The sequence below is a fragment of the Thalassospira sp. B30-1 genome (genome assembly GCF_015767575.1).
Lineage (GTDB): Bacteria > Pseudomonadota > Alphaproteobacteria > Rhodospirillales > Thalassospiraceae > Thalassospira > Thalassospira xiamenensis.
In genome coordinates this window covers 2,563,058-2,578,436 of record NZ_CP065232.1, presented here as the reverse complement: position 1 = coordinate 2,578,436, position 15,379 = coordinate 2,563,058, and the positions used below count along the sequence as shown (strand labels likewise).

16 protein-coding genes and 1 tRNA gene are annotated in these 15,379 nt (G+C 54.9%); 9 read left to right on the top strand and 8 right to left on the bottom strand.

Annotated features, from left to right (window positions below; translation table 11 throughout):
• Positions 1 to 12: 12 nt before the first annotated feature.
• The 6 genes from hscA (at position 13) to IT971_RS12470 (ending at position 5,311) form a co-directional block, all read left to right on the top strand.
• The gene (hscA, locus tag IT971_RS12495; RefSeq protein WP_063095788.1) at positions 13 to 1,914 is read left to right on the top strand and encodes a Fe-S protein assembly chaperone HscA; all 1,902 of its coding nucleotides are present in this window, start codon (positions 13 to 15) and stop codon (positions 1,912 to 1,914) included.
• A 115-nt stretch (positions 1,915 to 2,029) separates the two neighbouring features.
• Complete coding sequence (locus tag IT971_RS12490; protein ID WP_007091922.1) at positions 2,030 to 2,365, top strand: ferredoxin family 2Fe-2S iron-sulfur cluster binding protein; 336 nt, start codon at positions 2,030 to 2,032, stop codon at positions 2,363 to 2,365.
• A gap of 36 nt (positions 2,366 to 2,401) precedes the next feature.
• Positions 2,402 to 2,599, top strand: a complete 198-nt coding sequence (gene iscX, locus IT971_RS12485) for a Fe-S cluster assembly protein IscX (RefSeq protein ID WP_007091921.1) — start codon at positions 2,402 to 2,404, stop codon at positions 2,597 to 2,599.
• A 315-nt stretch (positions 2,600 to 2,914) separates the two neighbouring features.
• The gene (tenA, locus tag IT971_RS12480; protein ID WP_063095792.1) at positions 2,915 to 3,613 is read left to right on the top strand and encodes a thiaminase II; all 699 of its coding nucleotides are present in this window, start codon (positions 2,915 to 2,917) and stop codon (positions 3,611 to 3,613) included.
• A 290-nt stretch (positions 3,614 to 3,903) separates the two neighbouring features.
• Complete coding sequence (gene mnmA, locus IT971_RS12475; protein ID WP_063095794.1) at positions 3,904 to 5,052, top strand: tRNA 2-thiouridine(34) synthase MnmA; 1,149 nt, start codon at positions 3,904 to 3,906, stop codon at positions 5,050 to 5,052.
• 182 nt (positions 5,053 to 5,234) lie between these two features.
• A tRNA-Met gene (locus IT971_RS12470) sits at positions 5,235 to 5,311 on the top strand.
• A gap of 274 nt (positions 5,312 to 5,585) precedes the next feature.
• Here the strand turns inward: IT971_RS12470 and IT971_RS12465 are convergent.
• The 6 genes from IT971_RS12465 to IT971_RS12440 form a co-directional block, all read right to left on the bottom strand.
• Entirely contained in the window at positions 5,586 to 6,761 is a 1,176-nt protein-coding gene (locus IT971_RS12465; RefSeq protein ID WP_063095796.1) for a hypothetical protein, read from the bottom strand.
• A 181-nt stretch (positions 6,762 to 6,942) separates the two neighbouring features.
• Positions 6,943 to 7,368 (bottom strand): type II toxin-antitoxin system HicB family antitoxin, encoded by a 426-nt coding sequence (locus IT971_RS12460; protein ID WP_063095798.1) that lies wholly within the window; start codon positions 7,366 to 7,368, stop codon positions 6,943 to 6,945.
• Positions 7,369 to 7,407: 39 nt separating this feature from the next.
• Complete coding sequence (locus tag IT971_RS12455; RefSeq protein ID WP_063095801.1) at positions 7,408 to 7,620, bottom strand: type II toxin-antitoxin system HicA family toxin; 213 nt, start codon at positions 7,618 to 7,620, stop codon at positions 7,408 to 7,410.
• Positions 7,621 to 7,835: 215 nt separating this feature from the next.
• A complete protein-coding gene (locus IT971_RS12450; protein WP_082822718.1) occupies positions 7,836 to 8,945 on the bottom strand; it encodes a DUF4238 domain-containing protein in 1,110 nt (369 codons plus the stop codon).
• 216 nt (positions 8,946 to 9,161) lie between these two features.
• Positions 9,162 to 9,530, bottom strand: coding sequence for a type II toxin-antitoxin system HicB family antitoxin (locus tag IT971_RS12445; protein WP_063095805.1), 369 nt, complete (start codon positions 9,528 to 9,530; stop codon positions 9,162 to 9,164).
• A 61-nt stretch (positions 9,531 to 9,591) separates the two neighbouring features.
• Positions 9,592 to 9,780 carry a type II toxin-antitoxin system HicA family toxin gene (locus IT971_RS12440; protein ID WP_063095807.1) on the bottom strand — a complete coding sequence of 63 codons (189 nt, stop codon included), beginning with the start codon at positions 9,778 to 9,780 and terminating at the stop codon, positions 9,592 to 9,594.
• A gap of 333 nt (positions 9,781 to 10,113) precedes the next feature.
• Between IT971_RS12440 and IT971_RS12430 the strand changes: the two genes are divergently transcribed.
• A complete protein-coding gene (locus tag IT971_RS12430; protein WP_110252640.1) occupies positions 10,114 to 11,433 on the top strand; it encodes a diguanylate cyclase domain-containing protein in 1,320 nt (439 codons plus the stop codon).
• Complete coding sequence (locus IT971_RS12425) at positions 11,433 to 11,888, top strand: GNAT family N-acetyltransferase (RefSeq protein ID WP_063095809.1); 456 nt, start codon at positions 11,433 to 11,435, stop codon at positions 11,886 to 11,888. The genes IT971_RS12430 and IT971_RS12425 overlap by 1 nt, the downstream gene beginning before the upstream one ends.
• A gap of 16 nt (positions 11,889 to 11,904) precedes the next feature.
• Here the strand turns inward: IT971_RS12425 and IT971_RS12420 are convergent, their stop codons facing one another.
• Positions 11,905 to 12,855 carry an AraC family transcriptional regulator gene (locus IT971_RS12420; RefSeq protein WP_063095811.1) on the bottom strand — a complete coding sequence of 317 codons (951 nt, stop codon included), beginning with the start codon at positions 12,853 to 12,855 and terminating at the stop codon, positions 11,905 to 11,907.
• A 124-nt stretch (positions 12,856 to 12,979) separates the two neighbouring features.
• On the opposite strand from IT971_RS12420, the gene IT971_RS12415 reads away from it, so the two are divergent.
• On the top strand, positions 12,980 to 13,876 hold the full coding sequence (locus IT971_RS12415; RefSeq protein WP_063095813.1) for an SDR family oxidoreductase: 897 nt from the start codon (positions 12,980 to 12,982) through the stop codon (positions 13,874 to 13,876).
• A gap of 60 nt (positions 13,877 to 13,936) precedes the next feature.
• Here IT971_RS12415 and IT971_RS12410 read toward each other — a convergent pair whose 3' ends face one another.
• Positions 13,937 to 14,413: a hypothetical protein gene (locus IT971_RS12410; protein WP_063095815.1), complete on the bottom strand. Its 477-nt coding sequence runs from the start codon at positions 14,411 to 14,413 to the stop codon at positions 13,937 to 13,939.
• Positions 14,414 to 15,379 lie beyond the last annotated feature (966 nt).

Sequence of the window (15,379 nt, the reverse complement as noted above, 5' to 3'; positions counted from 1 at the left end):
CGGATAGAATTCATGGCTTTGCTAAAGATTCACGAACCGGGCCAGACGCCGCTGCCCCACGAAGATGAACGCCAGCTTGCGGTTGGTATCGATCTGGGTACGACGAACTCCGTCGTCGCGATCTCGAACGATGAAAAACCCGAGGTGCTTCGCGATACATCCGGCGGCAATGCCATCGTGCCCTCCGTCGTCTATTATGGCGCGGATGCCGATCCGGTGGTGGGCGAGGCCGCGCGTGATCAGATCAACGATAATGCGGATCGCGTCGTATCGTCGGTCAAACGCCTGATGGGGCGCGGCATTGCCGATGTCAAATCGATTGCCGGCACGCTGCCCTATCATGTCGAAGTCCCGGCCGAGGACGCCACCCCATCGGGCGAACCGATGATGGTGCGCCTTAATGTCGGCGACCGCGTCCTGACCCCGGTCGAAGTTTCCGCCGATATCCTGCGTGCATTGCGTGCACGGGCCGAGGAAAGCCTTGGCAAGCCGGTCGAAAAGGCCGTCATCACCGTTCCGGCCTATTTCGATGATGGTGCGCGTACCGCAACCAAGGACGCCGCCCGTCTGGCCGGGATCGAAGTCCTGCGTCTGGTCAATGAACCAACTGCCGCCGCACTCGCCTATGGCCTTGATAACGGCGCAGAAGGTCTTTATGCCGTCTACGACCTTGGCGGCGGCACGTTCGATATTTCCTTGCTTAAAATGCAGAAGGGCGTCTTCCAGGTGAAGGCAACCGGCGGCGATGCCGCCCTTGGCGGGGATGATTTCGATCACGCCATTGCCGAATATCTTCTGGCCGAACGTAAAGACGGCGGCACCACCGATGATCTTGATGCGTCGGATGCCAAACGCCTGCTTAAAACCGCACGCAAGGTCAAAGAAGCACTTACCGATAGCGACCAGACGGAAATCACCGTCTCGCTCGGTGGTGCGGAAACCACCCACACCGTCACCCGTGCCGCATTCGATGCCATGATCGCCAAGCTGGTCTCGCGCACGATTGCGATTACCGAACAGGTCCTTGATGACGCCGATATTCTGGCCGACGACGTCAAGGGTGTGGTGCTGGTCGGCGGCTCGACCCGTGTGCCCGCCGTACGCAAGGCCGTGGCCGATCTGTTCGAACAGGACCCGCTTTCCGATATCGACCCGGACGAAGTCGTCGCCCTTGGCGCTGCCCTTCAGGCAGAGGCTTTGACGGGTGGCTCCGACAACCTTCTGCTCGATGTCACGCCGCTGTCGCTCGGTCTTGAAACCATGGGCGGGATTGTCGAAAAGGTCATTGACCGCAACACCCCGATCCCGGTCGCCAAGGCACAGGAATTCACCACCTATCAGGATGGCCAGTCGGCCATGATGATCCATGTGGTGCAGGGCGAACGCGAAATGGTCGATCAGTGCCGTTCGCTGGCGCGCTTCGCGCTGACCGGTATCCCGTCAATGGCGGCTGGTGCCGCGCGCATCAAGGTGACCTTCAATGTCGATGCCGACGGTCTTCTGACCGTATCGGCGCGCGAGGAAACGACGGGCACCGAACAGGAAGTCGCGGTCAAGCCGACCTATGGCATCAATGAACTTGAAATGTCCAACATGCTGCGCGAAAGCATGGTTCATGCCCGCGAGGATATGGAAATGCGCCTCCTGACCGAGGCACGGGTCGAAGCACGCCGCAATGTTCTGGCCGTTCAGGCCGCAATGAATGCCGACAGAGCACTTCTGACATCCGATGACGAAGACAATATTGCAGCCGCGATTGCCAAACTCGAAGCCGCCATGTCGGGCACGGATCGCGACCTTATCAACGAACAGGCCGAGGCCCTGGAAGACGCATCGCGTCCCTTTGCCGAGGCCCGTATGGACGCCCGCATCCGTCAGGCCCTTGCCGGTCGCAATGTCGATCAGGTGCATTAAACGGACCAGACATAATTGACAAACCGGCCAACTGCGGCGATTGTCCCGTGCAACCGCCAAGGTCAGGTCGGACCAGAGATCGAACGAAAAAGTATTACCGAGGAGAAAGGCACAGATGCCTAAGATCGTTTTTGTTGAACCCGATGGCACCGAAAAGGAATTTGACGTTGCCGACGGTCTGTCCGTTCTGGAAGCTGCCCACAAGAATGGCATCGACCTTGAAGGTGCCTGCGAAGGATCACTCGCTTGCTCGACCTGCCATGTCGTTGTTGACGATAGCTGGTTTGACAGGCTCGACGAGCCAAGCGAAGACGAGGAAGACATGCTCGACCTCGCATTCGGCCTGACCGAGACCTCGCGCCTTGGCTGCCAGATCATCATGAGCGACGAGCTCGACGGCCTGCGTGTCATGCTGCCGTCTGCCACGCGCAACATGATGGTCGACAAGTAACACCGAAATTCCGCCCAAGCCCAAAGGGGGACACCCATGCGCTGGACAGATATTCAGGATATCGCGATCGAGCTTGAAGAAGCCCATCCCGACAAGGATAACGTCAATCTGCGTTATACCGATCTGCATAAATGGATCTGTGAACTTGACGGCTTCGACGACGATCCCGCGAAATCAAACGAGAAGATCCTCGAAGCCATCCAGATGGCATGGATCGATGAACGCGACGATTAGGATTTCTGCCTTGCCGTCATTCCCGCCTGCGCCGTGAGGGGCTTTCCAGCCTTTCGTCACTCCCGCGAAAGCGGGAGTCCATGGTGCTGCGGGTTCGGTGGCTGGTTTTGAGGCTGTGGCACGAAGGTCTGGATACCCGCGTTCGCGGGTATGACGATTTTCAGGGGGAGGTCTATCCATCCGCTCGTCATTCCCGCGAAAGCGGGAATCCAGACAGCAGAACCCGCATCGATACAAGCCAGCCCGGACCCTTCCGCAGGCTGGCTTTGTTTTATCCGTATTTCGACATCACCACGGGCAGGGGCTTTGACAACCATGACTGACACCTTCACCGATATCATCCCGGCCCAAAGCCTGTTTGGCCGACTGCGTGCCAATGCCCCCGATGCATGGCAAAGCTATGTCTGCCACGACTTCGTCAAACAGCTCGGCAACGGAACCCTGCCCGAAGCCGCGTTCAGGCACTACCTCATTCAGGATTACCTGTTTCTGATCCAGTTCGCGCGCGCCTATGCGCTTGCGACCTATAAGGCCGATGATCTGCACGCCATGCGCCAGTTTTCCGGCACGGTCCACGCGATCCTTGATATGGAAATGAGCCTGCATCTCGACTTCTGCAAAGGCTGGGGCCTGTCTGAGGCCGACATCGTGGCACAGCCAGAATCCCGCGCCTGCATCACCTATACCCGCTATGTGCTCGATTGTGGCGCGCGGGGTGATGTGGTTGATCTTCAGGTCGCCCTGATGCCCTGTATGGTTGGCTATGCCGAAATCGCAAACCGCCTGATGGCAAGTTCTGATACAAGGCTGGATGGTAATCCGTACCGCCCCTGGATCGAGATGTATGCCTCGACCGAATTCCAGGACGTGGCAAAGGCCGAAATCGATCTTCTGGAACATACCGCGCAAACCCGCGGGGGGGATGCACGGATCGCGGGGTTGACGGAAATCTTCGCCAAGGCAAGCCGCCTTGAAGCCGATTTCTGGCAGATGGGGCTTGATCTGGCAAAATAGGCGCAGATGCCTTATATGAGTGCGAACATGCTTTCTGGGCTGGTTAAAACCGCCCGGTTTGTTGATCTCTTCCCGCTTTGCTCCTCCCGTCATTCCGGGCGAAGCGAAGCGCAGACCCGGAATCCATCTTGCCGCACGTCGCGGCATACCGGGTAAGGCTGGATTCCCGCCTTCGCGGGAATGACGCGGGGCAGGGATCATGGACCGGACGCCGATACTGGTCTCGGTCTGCCGCTATTTTACATCAACTTCTTGTCGCCGCGGCCTTGACCCGCGGATGGGTGGGAAAAATGAACTCTCTTGGCTTTGACAAAGCCCCGAAAGATACCCGCGTGGTTGTTGCCATGTCGGGCGGGGTCGATAGCTCCGCCGTTGCGGCCCTTCTGAAATCCGAAGGCTATGACGTGGTCGGCATTACCCTTCAGCTTTACGATATGGGGGCGAATGCGCCGTCACGCGCCAAATCCTGCTGTGCCGGGCGCGATATCTATGATGCGCGCAAGGTGGCCGAGGATATCGACATTCCCTATTACGTGCTCGATTACGAATCACGCTTCCGCGAAGAAGTGATCGATGATTTTGCCGACAGCTATATGCGCGGCGAAACCCCGATCCCGTGCGTGAAATGCAATCAGACGGTCAAATTCCGCGATCTGCTCGAAACCGCACATGACCTAGGTGCGGATTGCATGGCGACGGGCCATTACGTGCAGCGCAAACTGGGTGCCAACGGCCATGCCGAACTGCACCGTGCGGCCGACCCCAATCGCGATCAAAGCTATTTCCTGTTCACCACGACCCAGGAACAGCTCGATTTCCTGCGCTTCCCGCTGGGCCATTTGATGAGCAAGGCCGAAACCCGCGCGCTTGCCGCCAAATTCGGCCTTGAAGTGGCTGATAAGCCCGACAGTCAGGATATCTGCTTTGTCCCGGATGGCAAATATGCCCGTCTGGTCGAAAAGCTCCGCCCCGAAGCCGGTGAACCGGGCCAGATCGTTGATCTTGATGGCAATGTGCTGGGCGATCATCGCGGCCTGATCCATTACACCATCGGCCAGCGGCGCGGTCTTAACATCGGCGGCACCGCAGAACCGCTTTATGTCGTCAAACTCCTGCCCGAAACCCGGCAGGTCGTGGTCGGCCCGAAATCGGCGCTTGCGATCCAGATGGTCTATGTCAAGGAACTGAACTGGCTTGATGGTGACGCGATTGACCCGAACGGGGTCGAGGTCGAAGTCAAACTGCGCTCCGCCATGGCACCGGCTCCGGCCACCATCTACCCCGAAGGGACGGGCGCGGCCCGCATCGAACTGCACGACCCGCAGTTCGGCATCGCACCGGGGCAGGCGGGCGTTTTCTATTCTGGCGACCGGGTAATGGGCGGCGGCTGGATCACCCGTCAGGAACTTCTGGCAGCACACGCCCCGACGGCGGCCTGATCGGCGGCTCGATCATCAATAAGGCGGGCAGGCGGGGCATTTGCTCACCTGCTGGTTTTGCGGATATCTTTTTTCCGCAAAACACCAAAAAGGCGCTTGACGGGGGCGGTTCCCTGACGTAAAAACCGCCCCGTTCCGGCGCTTACGGAACCCGCAGAATACATACGCTATATATACTCTGTGGCCGAGTAGCTCAGCTGGTTAGAGCAGCGGAATCATAATCCGCGTGTCGGGGGTTCAAGTCCCTCCTCGGCTACCAATTAAAAACCCCGTCAGGCAAAGCCTTGCGGGGTTTTTAATTGGCACCCTCGGAGAGGGCTTTAACCCCCCTGGTTCGCGAGAAAGCGAGGCACGCAGCTTTCGAGAGACGTTGCGCGAAACGCGCAACGGTCCGCCGGGCAAAGCCCAAGGATAAAAAGCAGCCCAAAGGCTGGTTTTTACAATTCCCTCCGGTTTGTTTACCTGAGCGGTGATTTGAGCCTTTAAAGATTGTGTGTCTCTGTTTCTGCTTCGTTGGTTTTATGATGCGATGATTACTGGTTCGCTCTCTTTGCTATAAGTTCTAGGGCGCTCTGAAGGGCTGGGAGGGAGGTGTTGTTACCCTCAATGTCAAGATATCCAGAGTTTTCATTCGAGAATATTGTTTGGGTTGTTTGAAGGATCACTGCATCGCGAACACTCTGTGAGTCCGATGCTGCAATAAATGCCTCGAATGAATTCAGAGCATTCGCTTTATGAAGATTAATTGTGTGCAAGTGCAGTGCGATCTTATATCTTCTCGCACACCATATCAGTGATGATGCTAGGATAATTGTAATAATTACTTTTGATGTTATGTAGTTTACTAAAAGTGGAATGTCGGACCCAACGGAAATGTTTGATTTTAAGCAGTAAATTCCCCATGATAAACATAAAACAATTGATATTATACTGCATGTTAGCCAAATTTTAGAAGATGATAGATGCGTGTCTGATGCAGATTTGAAGTCCAAAGAGTATGGGCGAATTACTTTTAATGCGCTATCTGCATTAATTTTTTCGAGACTTGTCTGTGCATTGTGTAATGTTTCTTCTATTTTTTCTTTGTCAGATTGAAGTATGTTTTCTAGTTCGCTGATATGGTTCTCTGTTAATTCGGATCTGGATTTTTTTATTGCAGATATTTGTTGCTCTGCTTCGTTTATTTTGTTTGTGAGTGTTTCATTTATATTCTTTATGGATGTTATATGTTCTTGGTATTCTTTTCGAAGTTGTGAAATATGATTTTGGAAATTTTTTGTCTCTTCTTCGAAGTGGTTTATTGCTCCATTTTTTTCTACAATTGATTTAATGTAAGTCATAGGGATGTTATTGGACAAATGTGAAAATATGTGCTGGTATGATATGTTCAAATTGGAAATTATACTTTGCTTTGACTTGACAAAGTTTTCATTAAATTTTTGAGACTTTATTTGTGTTAGTAATTTTTCATACCGATCCAAGTTTTGGTTTATTTGAGAAACTGCATTGTCAGGTATGTCTTGATATGAGGACTGAAGTAGTATTGTAACATAGAATTTTGTGTTTTCTATGTTTGTTCGGCATTCTGAATAATCGAAGCCGTCAGGCCAGTTTTTGTTAAATATTATTTGTTCGGTAGGAGTTTTAAGTATCTTATTTGCTGAGGGGAATATGCTATTATCTTGAGGAATTTGAGATTCTTTATTCATTGGTTATCCTCCATTTCTCCTGTTATTTATGCAATGATACATGGTCCATATGTGAAGGCAACTGGTATATTAGAAGAGTTTGGTGAGGCTGAGTTTGCCCCATTTTCTTTGCTGTTTTAATTTGATTTCGTCTTTTGGGATAAAAGGGGACAGATTTACTTTCCGGAATATCATCCCACACCTAAGCCGCCTCCACCACCACCGAAATCCTCCGTCCCAATAAGGCAAGCGCTTTCTCCAACCGCCCGATCTTCGTCGCATGACGCGGATCAAGCATCCGGCGGATTTCGGTTTCAGCCAGTCCCATCTTTGCCGCAAGGGCGGTATTGTTCGTACCCGTCTCGCGCATGGTGATGTAAAGGGCTGCTTTGGCGGCCATAAGCGTGCCCAGCGTCACCGTAGGGCGACCCTTGGCGGCAGAGGGCAGGGGAATGTCTTCCTTGGCGATCATGGCCGCCGCAATGGCTTCATCAAGCGCATCGGCGATTTCGCGTAAGGCTTCGTGCTCTGTTGCGCCATCCGTTGCGCAGCCGGTGACATCGGGCACAACGGCAAGAAAGCCACCCGCGCCATCGTCGCTTAAATCCACGGGATAAATAAACCGCATTTCTGTTGCTCCGTTCCGGATGGGCGTCATCACCGGATATCAAATATCCTTGGGATCGACGCCCAAATCTTTCAGCATACTGTTCAGAAGGCCGGGGCTGATTTCCTTTTTGCGGTCTTTGAGCGTGGTACGGTGATCTCCCAGATACAGCGTACCGTGTGATCCCTTGCCGCGATGTGCCTCGAATGCGAGGTCCAGCCCATGCGCCTTGGCGTATTTCCTGAGCTTGCGCATCAGTTCATTGCCATTCATTCAGCCTCCCCCAAATGTGCTGATGGCAATATATTCGAACAAATTTGTTCGAATGTCAAGGCGGCGGGATTTGGGGTGACGATAAGGAATTGGTAGTCGAGGAGGGACGAATAAAAGAAGAGTTAATATGTCAAAATCAAAGGCATAATGTCCCATGCAGACGCTGCAACAGCCCTAAATGGATCAATACACTAGCGACAAGGAGTTACACGACTTCACGAGCGACGCTCTTCTGGATCACTGTGTAAGCTGGTTCCAAATTCAATTTCACCATTTTTCGTATAGGAAAAGGACTCGCTATAACTGTAAACCTGTCTTTGTGCATGTGCGATTATCGCAGCATTAATGTTGGCAACTTCAAGTTTATCAAGTGAACGAACTTCCCTTTTCCCAGCATACAATCCAACTAGAACCAAATGCTTGGATAACGGGAAAAGAACTGACGTATCGCTCATACCATGGCCAACGCTGGTGAAAGGCGCTTTAAGCGGCCTCACCGGAATGAGACAAACCGGATTATCTGATGTGACGAAGTACCCACTTTGGTCGGAAGCTATCAGTAAACTCCACTTGCGGAGCGCCATCGTGTCCAACACATCATTCATTCCTTCAAGTTCGAGTTCAATCAACATGTTTTGATGAACTTCTATTGAGTAGTTGCCTTTCTCAACGAAGTCTCTTGCACGTTCATAGCTGACATCCGCCGAGGATTTAGTAATGTGCCCCATCGCTTCAGCATTTCGGAAGGCATTTTCATACCGCTGCTTTGAGGCCGTCAAATTCTGAGCCTGCACGCGGTAAACTTGCTCAAGGAATTGCGATATGGATGACCTGTTTCTTGGGTGTCTGGTCGCCATCAACGCCATTAAATTCAATACGTAGACAAGGTCTTCGAAGTCTTCAATATTTTGGCGAGCATCTATGCGCCTCAGTGCTTCTGACAAGGGCGTCTCAAATTTAGAGTATGCTGTTTCCAGCGCATCTGGGCTCTGCCCCTCGGCTTCTATTTTGTTAAAATCTCGTCTTGCTCCCACGTTTCGAACAAGAGTGGTATACGTTTTACCATCCAGCAAATCGCAGCAATAGATTTTCGATTTCTTACCTTTTCCTTGCGCAAACATTCTCAAATAGCACTGGGGAATGAAGTGATGATTTCGAGATAGAGCCAACAGCCAAGTCCTCCGCAGCACGAGAAAGCCTGAATTAAACCTGAACACCAGGTCATTGTCCAATGGCGGGGCTGATTTGATCTGCCAACTCACTTTGATTGGAAGAAAGGGGACATGACGTGATGTCTGTGCAGGGGCACAGCGATTCAAAAACATCGGACATCTGCACCAAAACCATCAATCGCCGCAAACTGGCCAGAACCGCAATGGCGAAATTGCGGGGGATGGAATGATAATGTGTACTGCGCCACGTTCTCACACAGTACGAATTTGATATAAGTTTTGATTTTATTGTGAAATTTTATGTATTTGATGGGCCCGGATGGACTTGAACCCCCGACATGGGGTTAAGAGCGGAACAACGGTTGCGGGTCAAAGCGCCTTCCGCGCCGCATCCTCCAGAAACCCCGAAACCGCCCCCTTGCCGTGCTTCGCTTCAATCTGGTCAATCAGATTGGCGTCAATGGTCAGGTTGATCCGGCGTTTCTTGCCCGGCACGGCGACGGTAATCGCAACGATCCCGTCGGCGTCTTTCGGCAGTTCGACCATCGGCGACGGGGCGGGGATGGGTTCGCCGTCCTCATGCATGCCATCGATATGCAGGGTCAGGGCCTCGGTGCCCATTTCCACCAGTTCGGTCATGGATGATGCCGCACTGACGCAGCCCGGAAAATCCGGAAAGGAAATTCCGAAATCGCTGCCGCCGTCTTTGTGGACCAAACCCCAATAGGTCTGTTTCATTTCGCTCTCTCCACTTGGATGCCCAAGCTTCATCAATTTTGCGGTGCTTTCCGAAGGCCGCCTAAAGCAGCTTTACGCCGGATTGCTTTTCAATGTTTTTGACGGTGCCAATCGGCAAATCACGTTTCGGATGCGGGACCGTCACTTTCCCCGGCTTAGTCGGGTGGCTCAATTGATGGTGGCTGCCCTTCGTGCGCACGATTTCCCAACCGTCCGCCTGAAGCCTTTTCAGGATGGTTTTGCTGTCCATAGGCTCCTTCCATCAGAGTGTATGCGCATTATGCGCATTTGAGGTGCAGCAGTCAATGGAATGATGCGCATCATGCGCATGATTATAGGGCGGGGTTAGGGTGGGGCCTTTGAGTTTCAAACACCCTGCTGCCCAAACTGCCTCGGCGCACACCCCATCACCCGCTTGAACGCCGTACTGAACGCACTTTCAGACTCATATCCCACCCAAAGGCATTCCCCAGCCCCCGAAAGTTAAGGTTTTCCTACCGCCCCTTGTTCTTCTGGCTTTCTATTCTACCAACGTATAGTTATAGTCTGAGCCGCACCCTGTTTCGGAAAACCACGCCTACCGATGCCTCACGCCGTTCCTGTGTTCATTTCTATATCCCTTGTCGTCATTGCTATTGTTGCCTTGGCTTATGTCATCTGGCGGTGGTGGCAGGCGTGTGCGCAAACGAACCTGTTTAAAAGCGTGATGGCGAATATTTCCGACGGTGTCGTGACGCTGGACGCGGACAGATCGGTTCGAAGCCTGAACACGGCGGCAACCAAGATGTTTGGTCGGTTTGATGGTGCGGTGTCCGGGCTTCGTCTTTCTGACCTTTTGCCTGACGCGCCCGAAATCGGTCATGAGCCGCAGGACACCGAATACCGCACCGAAGCCATCCGGTCGAACGGCACATTTTTCCCGGTTGAGGTAAAGCTTTTGGCGCGCCGCAACCAACGTGACAGCATATTGATCATCCGCGATCTGTCGCGGGTTCGGCTGGATGCGACCGAGGAAGAACAACGCTTCAAGCAAAGCCAGTATTTTGCCCGTATCGGGACCTGGGATTGGTGCGTTAACACTGACGAGCTTTACTGGTCGGATGCGATTTATGGCATGTTCGGTTATAAACCGGGCGAGGTGACGCCGTCCTATTCCCTGTTCTGTGATGCCGTGCATCCAGACGACAGGGAGCGGGTCCGCCAAGGCGAAATCCGCTGTGTTGAAACCGGTGAAAATCATGACGAGGAATATCGCGTTGTCTGGCCCGATGGCTCCATCCGCTGGCTGCGCGAAACCGGCAATATCATCAAGGATGAAAACGGTGACGCCCTCAAAATGATGGGGGTTGTGCGTGACATTACCGAGGAACGCGCAGAAGCCGATCAAATTCGCGAGCTGGCGTTCAATGATCCGCTTACCCGTTTGCCAAACAGGATCATCTTCGAGGACCGGCTATCGAAGGCGATTGATCGCGCCAAGCGCCATAAGACGCGGGTTGCCTTAATCTTCATTGATCTGGACGGTTTTAAACAAATCAATGACGAGCTCGGCCACGTTGCCGGAGACTGCATTCTCATTGAAACCGGGAAGCGCTTGCAGAACGCCGTCAGGGCATCTGATACGGTGGCCCGCATCGGGGGGGATGAGTTCACGGTTATTCTCGAAGACCTTGATACCGATGCCGAAGTCCATCGGGTTGCCGACAAAATCCTGCATGCTGTATCGGAACCGCTCAGGCATGACGGCGGGACCTGTCAGGTGGGGGCAAGCCTTGGGGTTTCCATCTATCCGGAACATGCCAGAACGCTTGATACCCTGATCCACATCGCTGATCAGGCGATGTATGCCGCCAAGGCGAAGGGAACGAACCTTTGCCAAATCGGTCAGGAATTCGCAAACTGATGGCGGAAATGATCGAAATACGCCCTGTCATCCAATCGGATCGCGCCGCATGGGCCGCTTTGTTTCGGGATTATATGGTGTTTTATGGCGTCACACCGTCTGATGCCGTACTCGATACGACGTGGGGCTGGATTATCGATCCCGACGGACCGATGGAATGCCTTCTGGCCGTGAAGGGGGATAGGGTCGTTGGATTTGCCCAATACCGTGCTGTGCCCGAAACCCTCACAGGGGGGTGGTTTGGCCAGCTTGACGATCTTTTCGTGGCACCAAAAGCCCGCCGCGATGGCGTGGCACAGGCCCTGATGACACGGCTGGACGATATCGCGCGGGACAGGGGATGGTTCAAGCTGAGCTGGATCACCGCAGATGATAACGCTACGGCGCAACGGCTTTACGATCAGATCGGCAAAGCCTCAAGCTGGGTGGTTTACGAACGACCGATCAAGGACTGAGCACGAGCGGGCGGTCTTAAAGGGTGTCTTTCCCAAACCTTCGCGGCGCACACCCCATCACCCGTTTAAACGCCGTACTGAACGCACTTTCAGACTCATACCCCACCGACAGGGCAATTTCCGAAATCGGCAGTCCCGAATGGGTCAGGCGATCCCCCGCAAGCAGCATCCGCCAGCGGGTCAGATAGGCCATCGGCGGGACGCTAACGACATCGCGGAACCGCGCGGCAAAGGCCGAGCGTGACATGCCTGCATGGCGGGCCAGTTCCTTAAGCGTCCAGGGATGGGCGGGGTCCTCATGGATGCAGGCAATCGCGGTTGCTATCTGTTTATCCGATAGGGCGGCGAACCAGTCGGGGACGTCAGGCGCGTTTTGCCCGGTCCTATCACTTTGGCCGCTGGCTTGCTGCGCATTGCTCAGATGCAGCCGAAGGGCCTGCACCAGCACCGTATGCGCCAGATGTTGCAGCACCAGAAAACCGCCCGGTTGCGGATTGCGCAATTCCTGCATGATCCGTTCGACCAGCCAGCGCAGGCTGGCTTCATCCTGATCATTTTCAATCCGCACAATCGGCGGCAGGGCCGCCATCAGCATATCGGCATGCGGCCCTGAAAGGACAAAGCGGCTGCTGACGATAAAGCATTCGCCGCCGCCATTATGCTTAACGATCCCGCCGCTTTGGGCCTTGGCAAAGATGTGCGGCGCATCAACGGGCGGGCAATCTGGATCGCTTGCCAGAAAGAAGGTCCGCCCGCGCGGCAGGACAAAAGAACTTCCCGACGTCAACAGCACCGGACCCGCAAGGTCTTCGACGCTGACATAACATTGCCCGGAAACGATGGTGCCGCATTTGATGGAATTGGCCTGATCGGCAAAACGGATCGCCCAGGGACCGGCGGCATCAAACCCGGCCGACATGTAATTGCGCGGCTTAAGCAGCGACAGGATATCGGAAAGCGGATCCATGGGGTGGGGGAGCCTTCTTCTGGACGATTGCGAAAGTAATATGGATCATAGCGCATGGATCGTCCAATCGCCATCGCCTATCGTTTGCTCATTGATCATGTGCAATGTGAAGTGGAGAACGGAATTGCGTATTTTTGTAACCGGGGCGAGTGGCTTTGTCGGATCGGCGGTGGTGGAAAATCTGATCGCGGCCGGGCATGAGGTTTTGGGGCTCGCGCGGTCTGATGCGTCGGCAGGTGCGCTTCTGGCGGCCGGGGCTTTGGTGCATCGCGGTGATCTTGATGATCGTCAAAGCCTGCGCGCCGGGGCGCTTGAGGCCGACGGGATCATTCACACCGCGTTCAATCACGACTTTTCACGCTACGCCCAAAGCTGTGCCGAGGATGCGGAGGTCATCGCCGCCCTTGGTGATGCGATTGCGGGCACGCAAAAGCCGCTTGTCGTGACCTCTGGCCTCGGGCTTCTGGCCGGCGGGATACAGGTGACGGAGCAGGACATGCCCGATTTCGGGCCAAACGCCATGCCGCGTGTTGCGACCGAACGCGCCGTGGCCGAGCTTGTCGGGCAGGGGCTTAACGTTTCGCTCATGCGCCTGCCGCCCTCGGTACATGGAAGGGGCGATCATGGCTTTGTGCCGATCCTGATTGGCATCGCACGCGAAACCGGCGTTTCGGCCTATATCGGCGATGGCAACAATGCCTGGCCCGCCGTGCATCGCTTTGACGCCGCACGCGCCTATGTCCGCGCGGTCGAGGTCGCGATGCCGGGAAGCGTCTATCACGCCGTTGCCGAAACCGGCATCGCCTTTCACGAGATCGCCGGGGTGATCGGCAAACGGCTGGGCGTTCCGGTCGTTTCCAAAAGCCCAGACGCCGCCACCGATCATTTCGGCTGGTTCACCCATTTCGCCAAACTCGATTGCCCGGCGGCAAGTGTCATCACGCGTCGGCAATTGGACTGGTCCCCGACAGAGGCCGGATTGCTCGCCGATATCGATCAGGATTGTTATTTCGACCAGTAAGGATGTTGTCGCCCCGGTCAGCTTGAACTGCCCGGGGCTGAAATATCTGGGATCGGTCGATTAAAGCGTCTCGTCCGTGAGCACCCAGCCTTTTGCCTTCCATCCCTGTGCGGATTTTTCCAGCATGCTGGCGACCGGGATCGCATAACCGCCAAAGATTTCAGTCTTGCCGTCCTGCATGGTGACGGAAAGGTCGTATTTTGCACCACCCAGTGCGGCAATAACGGCCTGTCCGCCGCCCCCCACACTGCCAGAAGACACAAACACATGTTCGATGCCGCCTTGCGCGGCCATGGTCGCACCGGCAAATGACATCATGTAACCAAGTCCCTGTTGTTTGGGGTTGGTTGTCATATAGCCGTCCTGTGCAATCCATCCGCTGGGAACTTTGCTGAATTTACCGTCGCTTGTTGGCAGGGTATTGGTGAATTCAAGCGATGATTTCTGTGTGCTGTCGCCATCATATATTCCTTCCAGACCTGCACCTTCTGGCGAGATGTCAAAACTATGTGCATCGTCATCTGTTTTGAATTTCATTGGTTACCTCTTTGCCGATGGTATTTATGCTGATCTGCAAAGACGGTTTTGAAACTGGCTTGTGATGAGGGACGGGGGCAGGAGGTTGCCGCACAGCACCAGAAAGCCGCCCGGCCGGGATTGCCTGCTTCCGGCATCATCGGTTCGGCGGCCCGCACAGGCTGGCTTCGTGCTGATCATTTTCGATGCGCCTATTCGGCGGCAGGGTCGCCATCCGCAGATCGGCAAACGACCCCGAAAGGGCCGCGCACGCCACCCCAAAACCGGCCCCCCAAACCCGACGTGCTGCAACCACCGACGCCCGAACAGACCAAGGGCCATTGCCAACCTCGCCGACGGACGGCTATCGGGTTCTCGGCTACGTCGCTCACTTTCGGGCGGTGGCGGCAACCTGCCTCTCCGGTGCTCAGGCAAACCTCAGGCCTTCACCAGCCCCGCCGACGGACCACCATCGGGCTCTCCGTCCACCTCGATCACTTTCCGGTCCCGGCAACAACGTGCCGCTCTGGCCTCCAGACAAACCTCGGGCTTGCGCCAAACTCACCCACAAACGGTTTTCGGGCACACGGTCCTCGCACTTGTCAGCCCTGTCCATCTTCGACGGGGCATGGCTTGCTGCTGCCATTGCCATCCTTCCGGCCTTGGCGACATTTCCGGCAACCGGTGAAGCCCGGACACATTTCGGGCCTTCGCCAGTTTGCCCCGAAGACGGATTTCGGGCGTACGGCCCCCACCTGTCCATCGTCGGCGGGTGATCGCCCGCTGCCGCTCATGCTGCCATTGCCGCCGCTCCCGGCGAATTTAACGCTCCCTTGCCAAAAAGACGCACCTCTCCCGTCATGACAAATGACCGGGTTAGTTCCCTTAATCCTCGGGCAGAACGCCGCCGTAACGGCTCCGCCATCCGCCAATCAACATCCTGCGGGGCACCCCGCCGCCCGTTTTGTGTCTTTGTCCCTGCATCCC

Excerpts from the sequence above, each read along its gene's own strand:
- hscA (WP_063095788.1), top strand. The coding sequence starts at position 13 with ATGGCTTTGCTAAAGATTCACGAACCGGGCCAGACGCCGCTGCCCCAC.
- IT971_RS12490 (WP_007091922.1), top strand. The coding sequence starts at position 2,030 with ATGCCTAAGATCGTTTTTGTTGAACCCGATGGCACCGAAAAGGAATTT.
- iscX (WP_007091921.1), top strand. The coding sequence starts at position 2,402 with ATGCGCTGGACAGATATTCAGGATATCGCGATCGAGCTTGAAGAAGCC.
- tenA (WP_063095792.1), top strand. The coding sequence starts at position 2,915 with ATGACTGACACCTTCACCGATATCATCCCGGCCCAAAGCCTGTTTGGC.
- mnmA (WP_063095794.1), top strand. The coding sequence starts at position 3,904 with ATGAACTCTCTTGGCTTTGACAAAGCCCCGAAAGATACCCGCGTGGTT.
- IT971_RS12465 (WP_063095796.1), bottom strand. The coding sequence starts at position 6,761 with ATGAATAAAGAATCTCAAATTCCTCAAGATAATAGCATATTCCCCTCA.
- IT971_RS12460 (WP_063095798.1), bottom strand. The coding sequence starts at position 7,368 with ATGCGGTTTATTTATCCCGTGGATTTAAGCGACGATGGCGCGGGTGGC.
- IT971_RS12455 (WP_063095801.1), bottom strand. The coding sequence starts at position 7,620 with ATGAATGGCAATGAACTGATGCGCAAGCTCAGGAAATACGCCAAGGCG.
- IT971_RS12450 (WP_082822718.1), bottom strand. The coding sequence starts at position 8,945 with ATGTTTTTGAATCGCTGTGCCCCTGCACAGACATCACGTCATGTCCCC.
- IT971_RS12445 (WP_063095805.1), bottom strand. The coding sequence starts at position 9,530 with ATGAAACAGACCTATTGGGGTTTGGTCCACAAAGACGGCGGCAGCGAT.
- IT971_RS12440 (WP_063095807.1), bottom strand. The coding sequence starts at position 9,780 with ATGGACAGCAAAACCATCCTGAAAAGGCTTCAGGCGGACGGTTGGGAA.
- IT971_RS12430 (WP_110252640.1), top strand. The coding sequence starts at position 10,114 with ATGCCTCACGCCGTTCCTGTGTTCATTTCTATATCCCTTGTCGTCATT.
- IT971_RS12425 (WP_063095809.1), top strand. The coding sequence starts at position 11,433 with ATGGCGGAAATGATCGAAATACGCCCTGTCATCCAATCGGATCGCGCC.
- IT971_RS12420 (WP_063095811.1), bottom strand. The coding sequence starts at position 12,855 with ATGGATCCGCTTTCCGATATCCTGTCGCTGCTTAAGCCGCGCAATTAC.
- IT971_RS12410 (WP_063095815.1), bottom strand. The coding sequence starts at position 14,413 with ATGAAATTCAAAACAGATGACGATGCACATAGTTTTGACATCTCGCCA.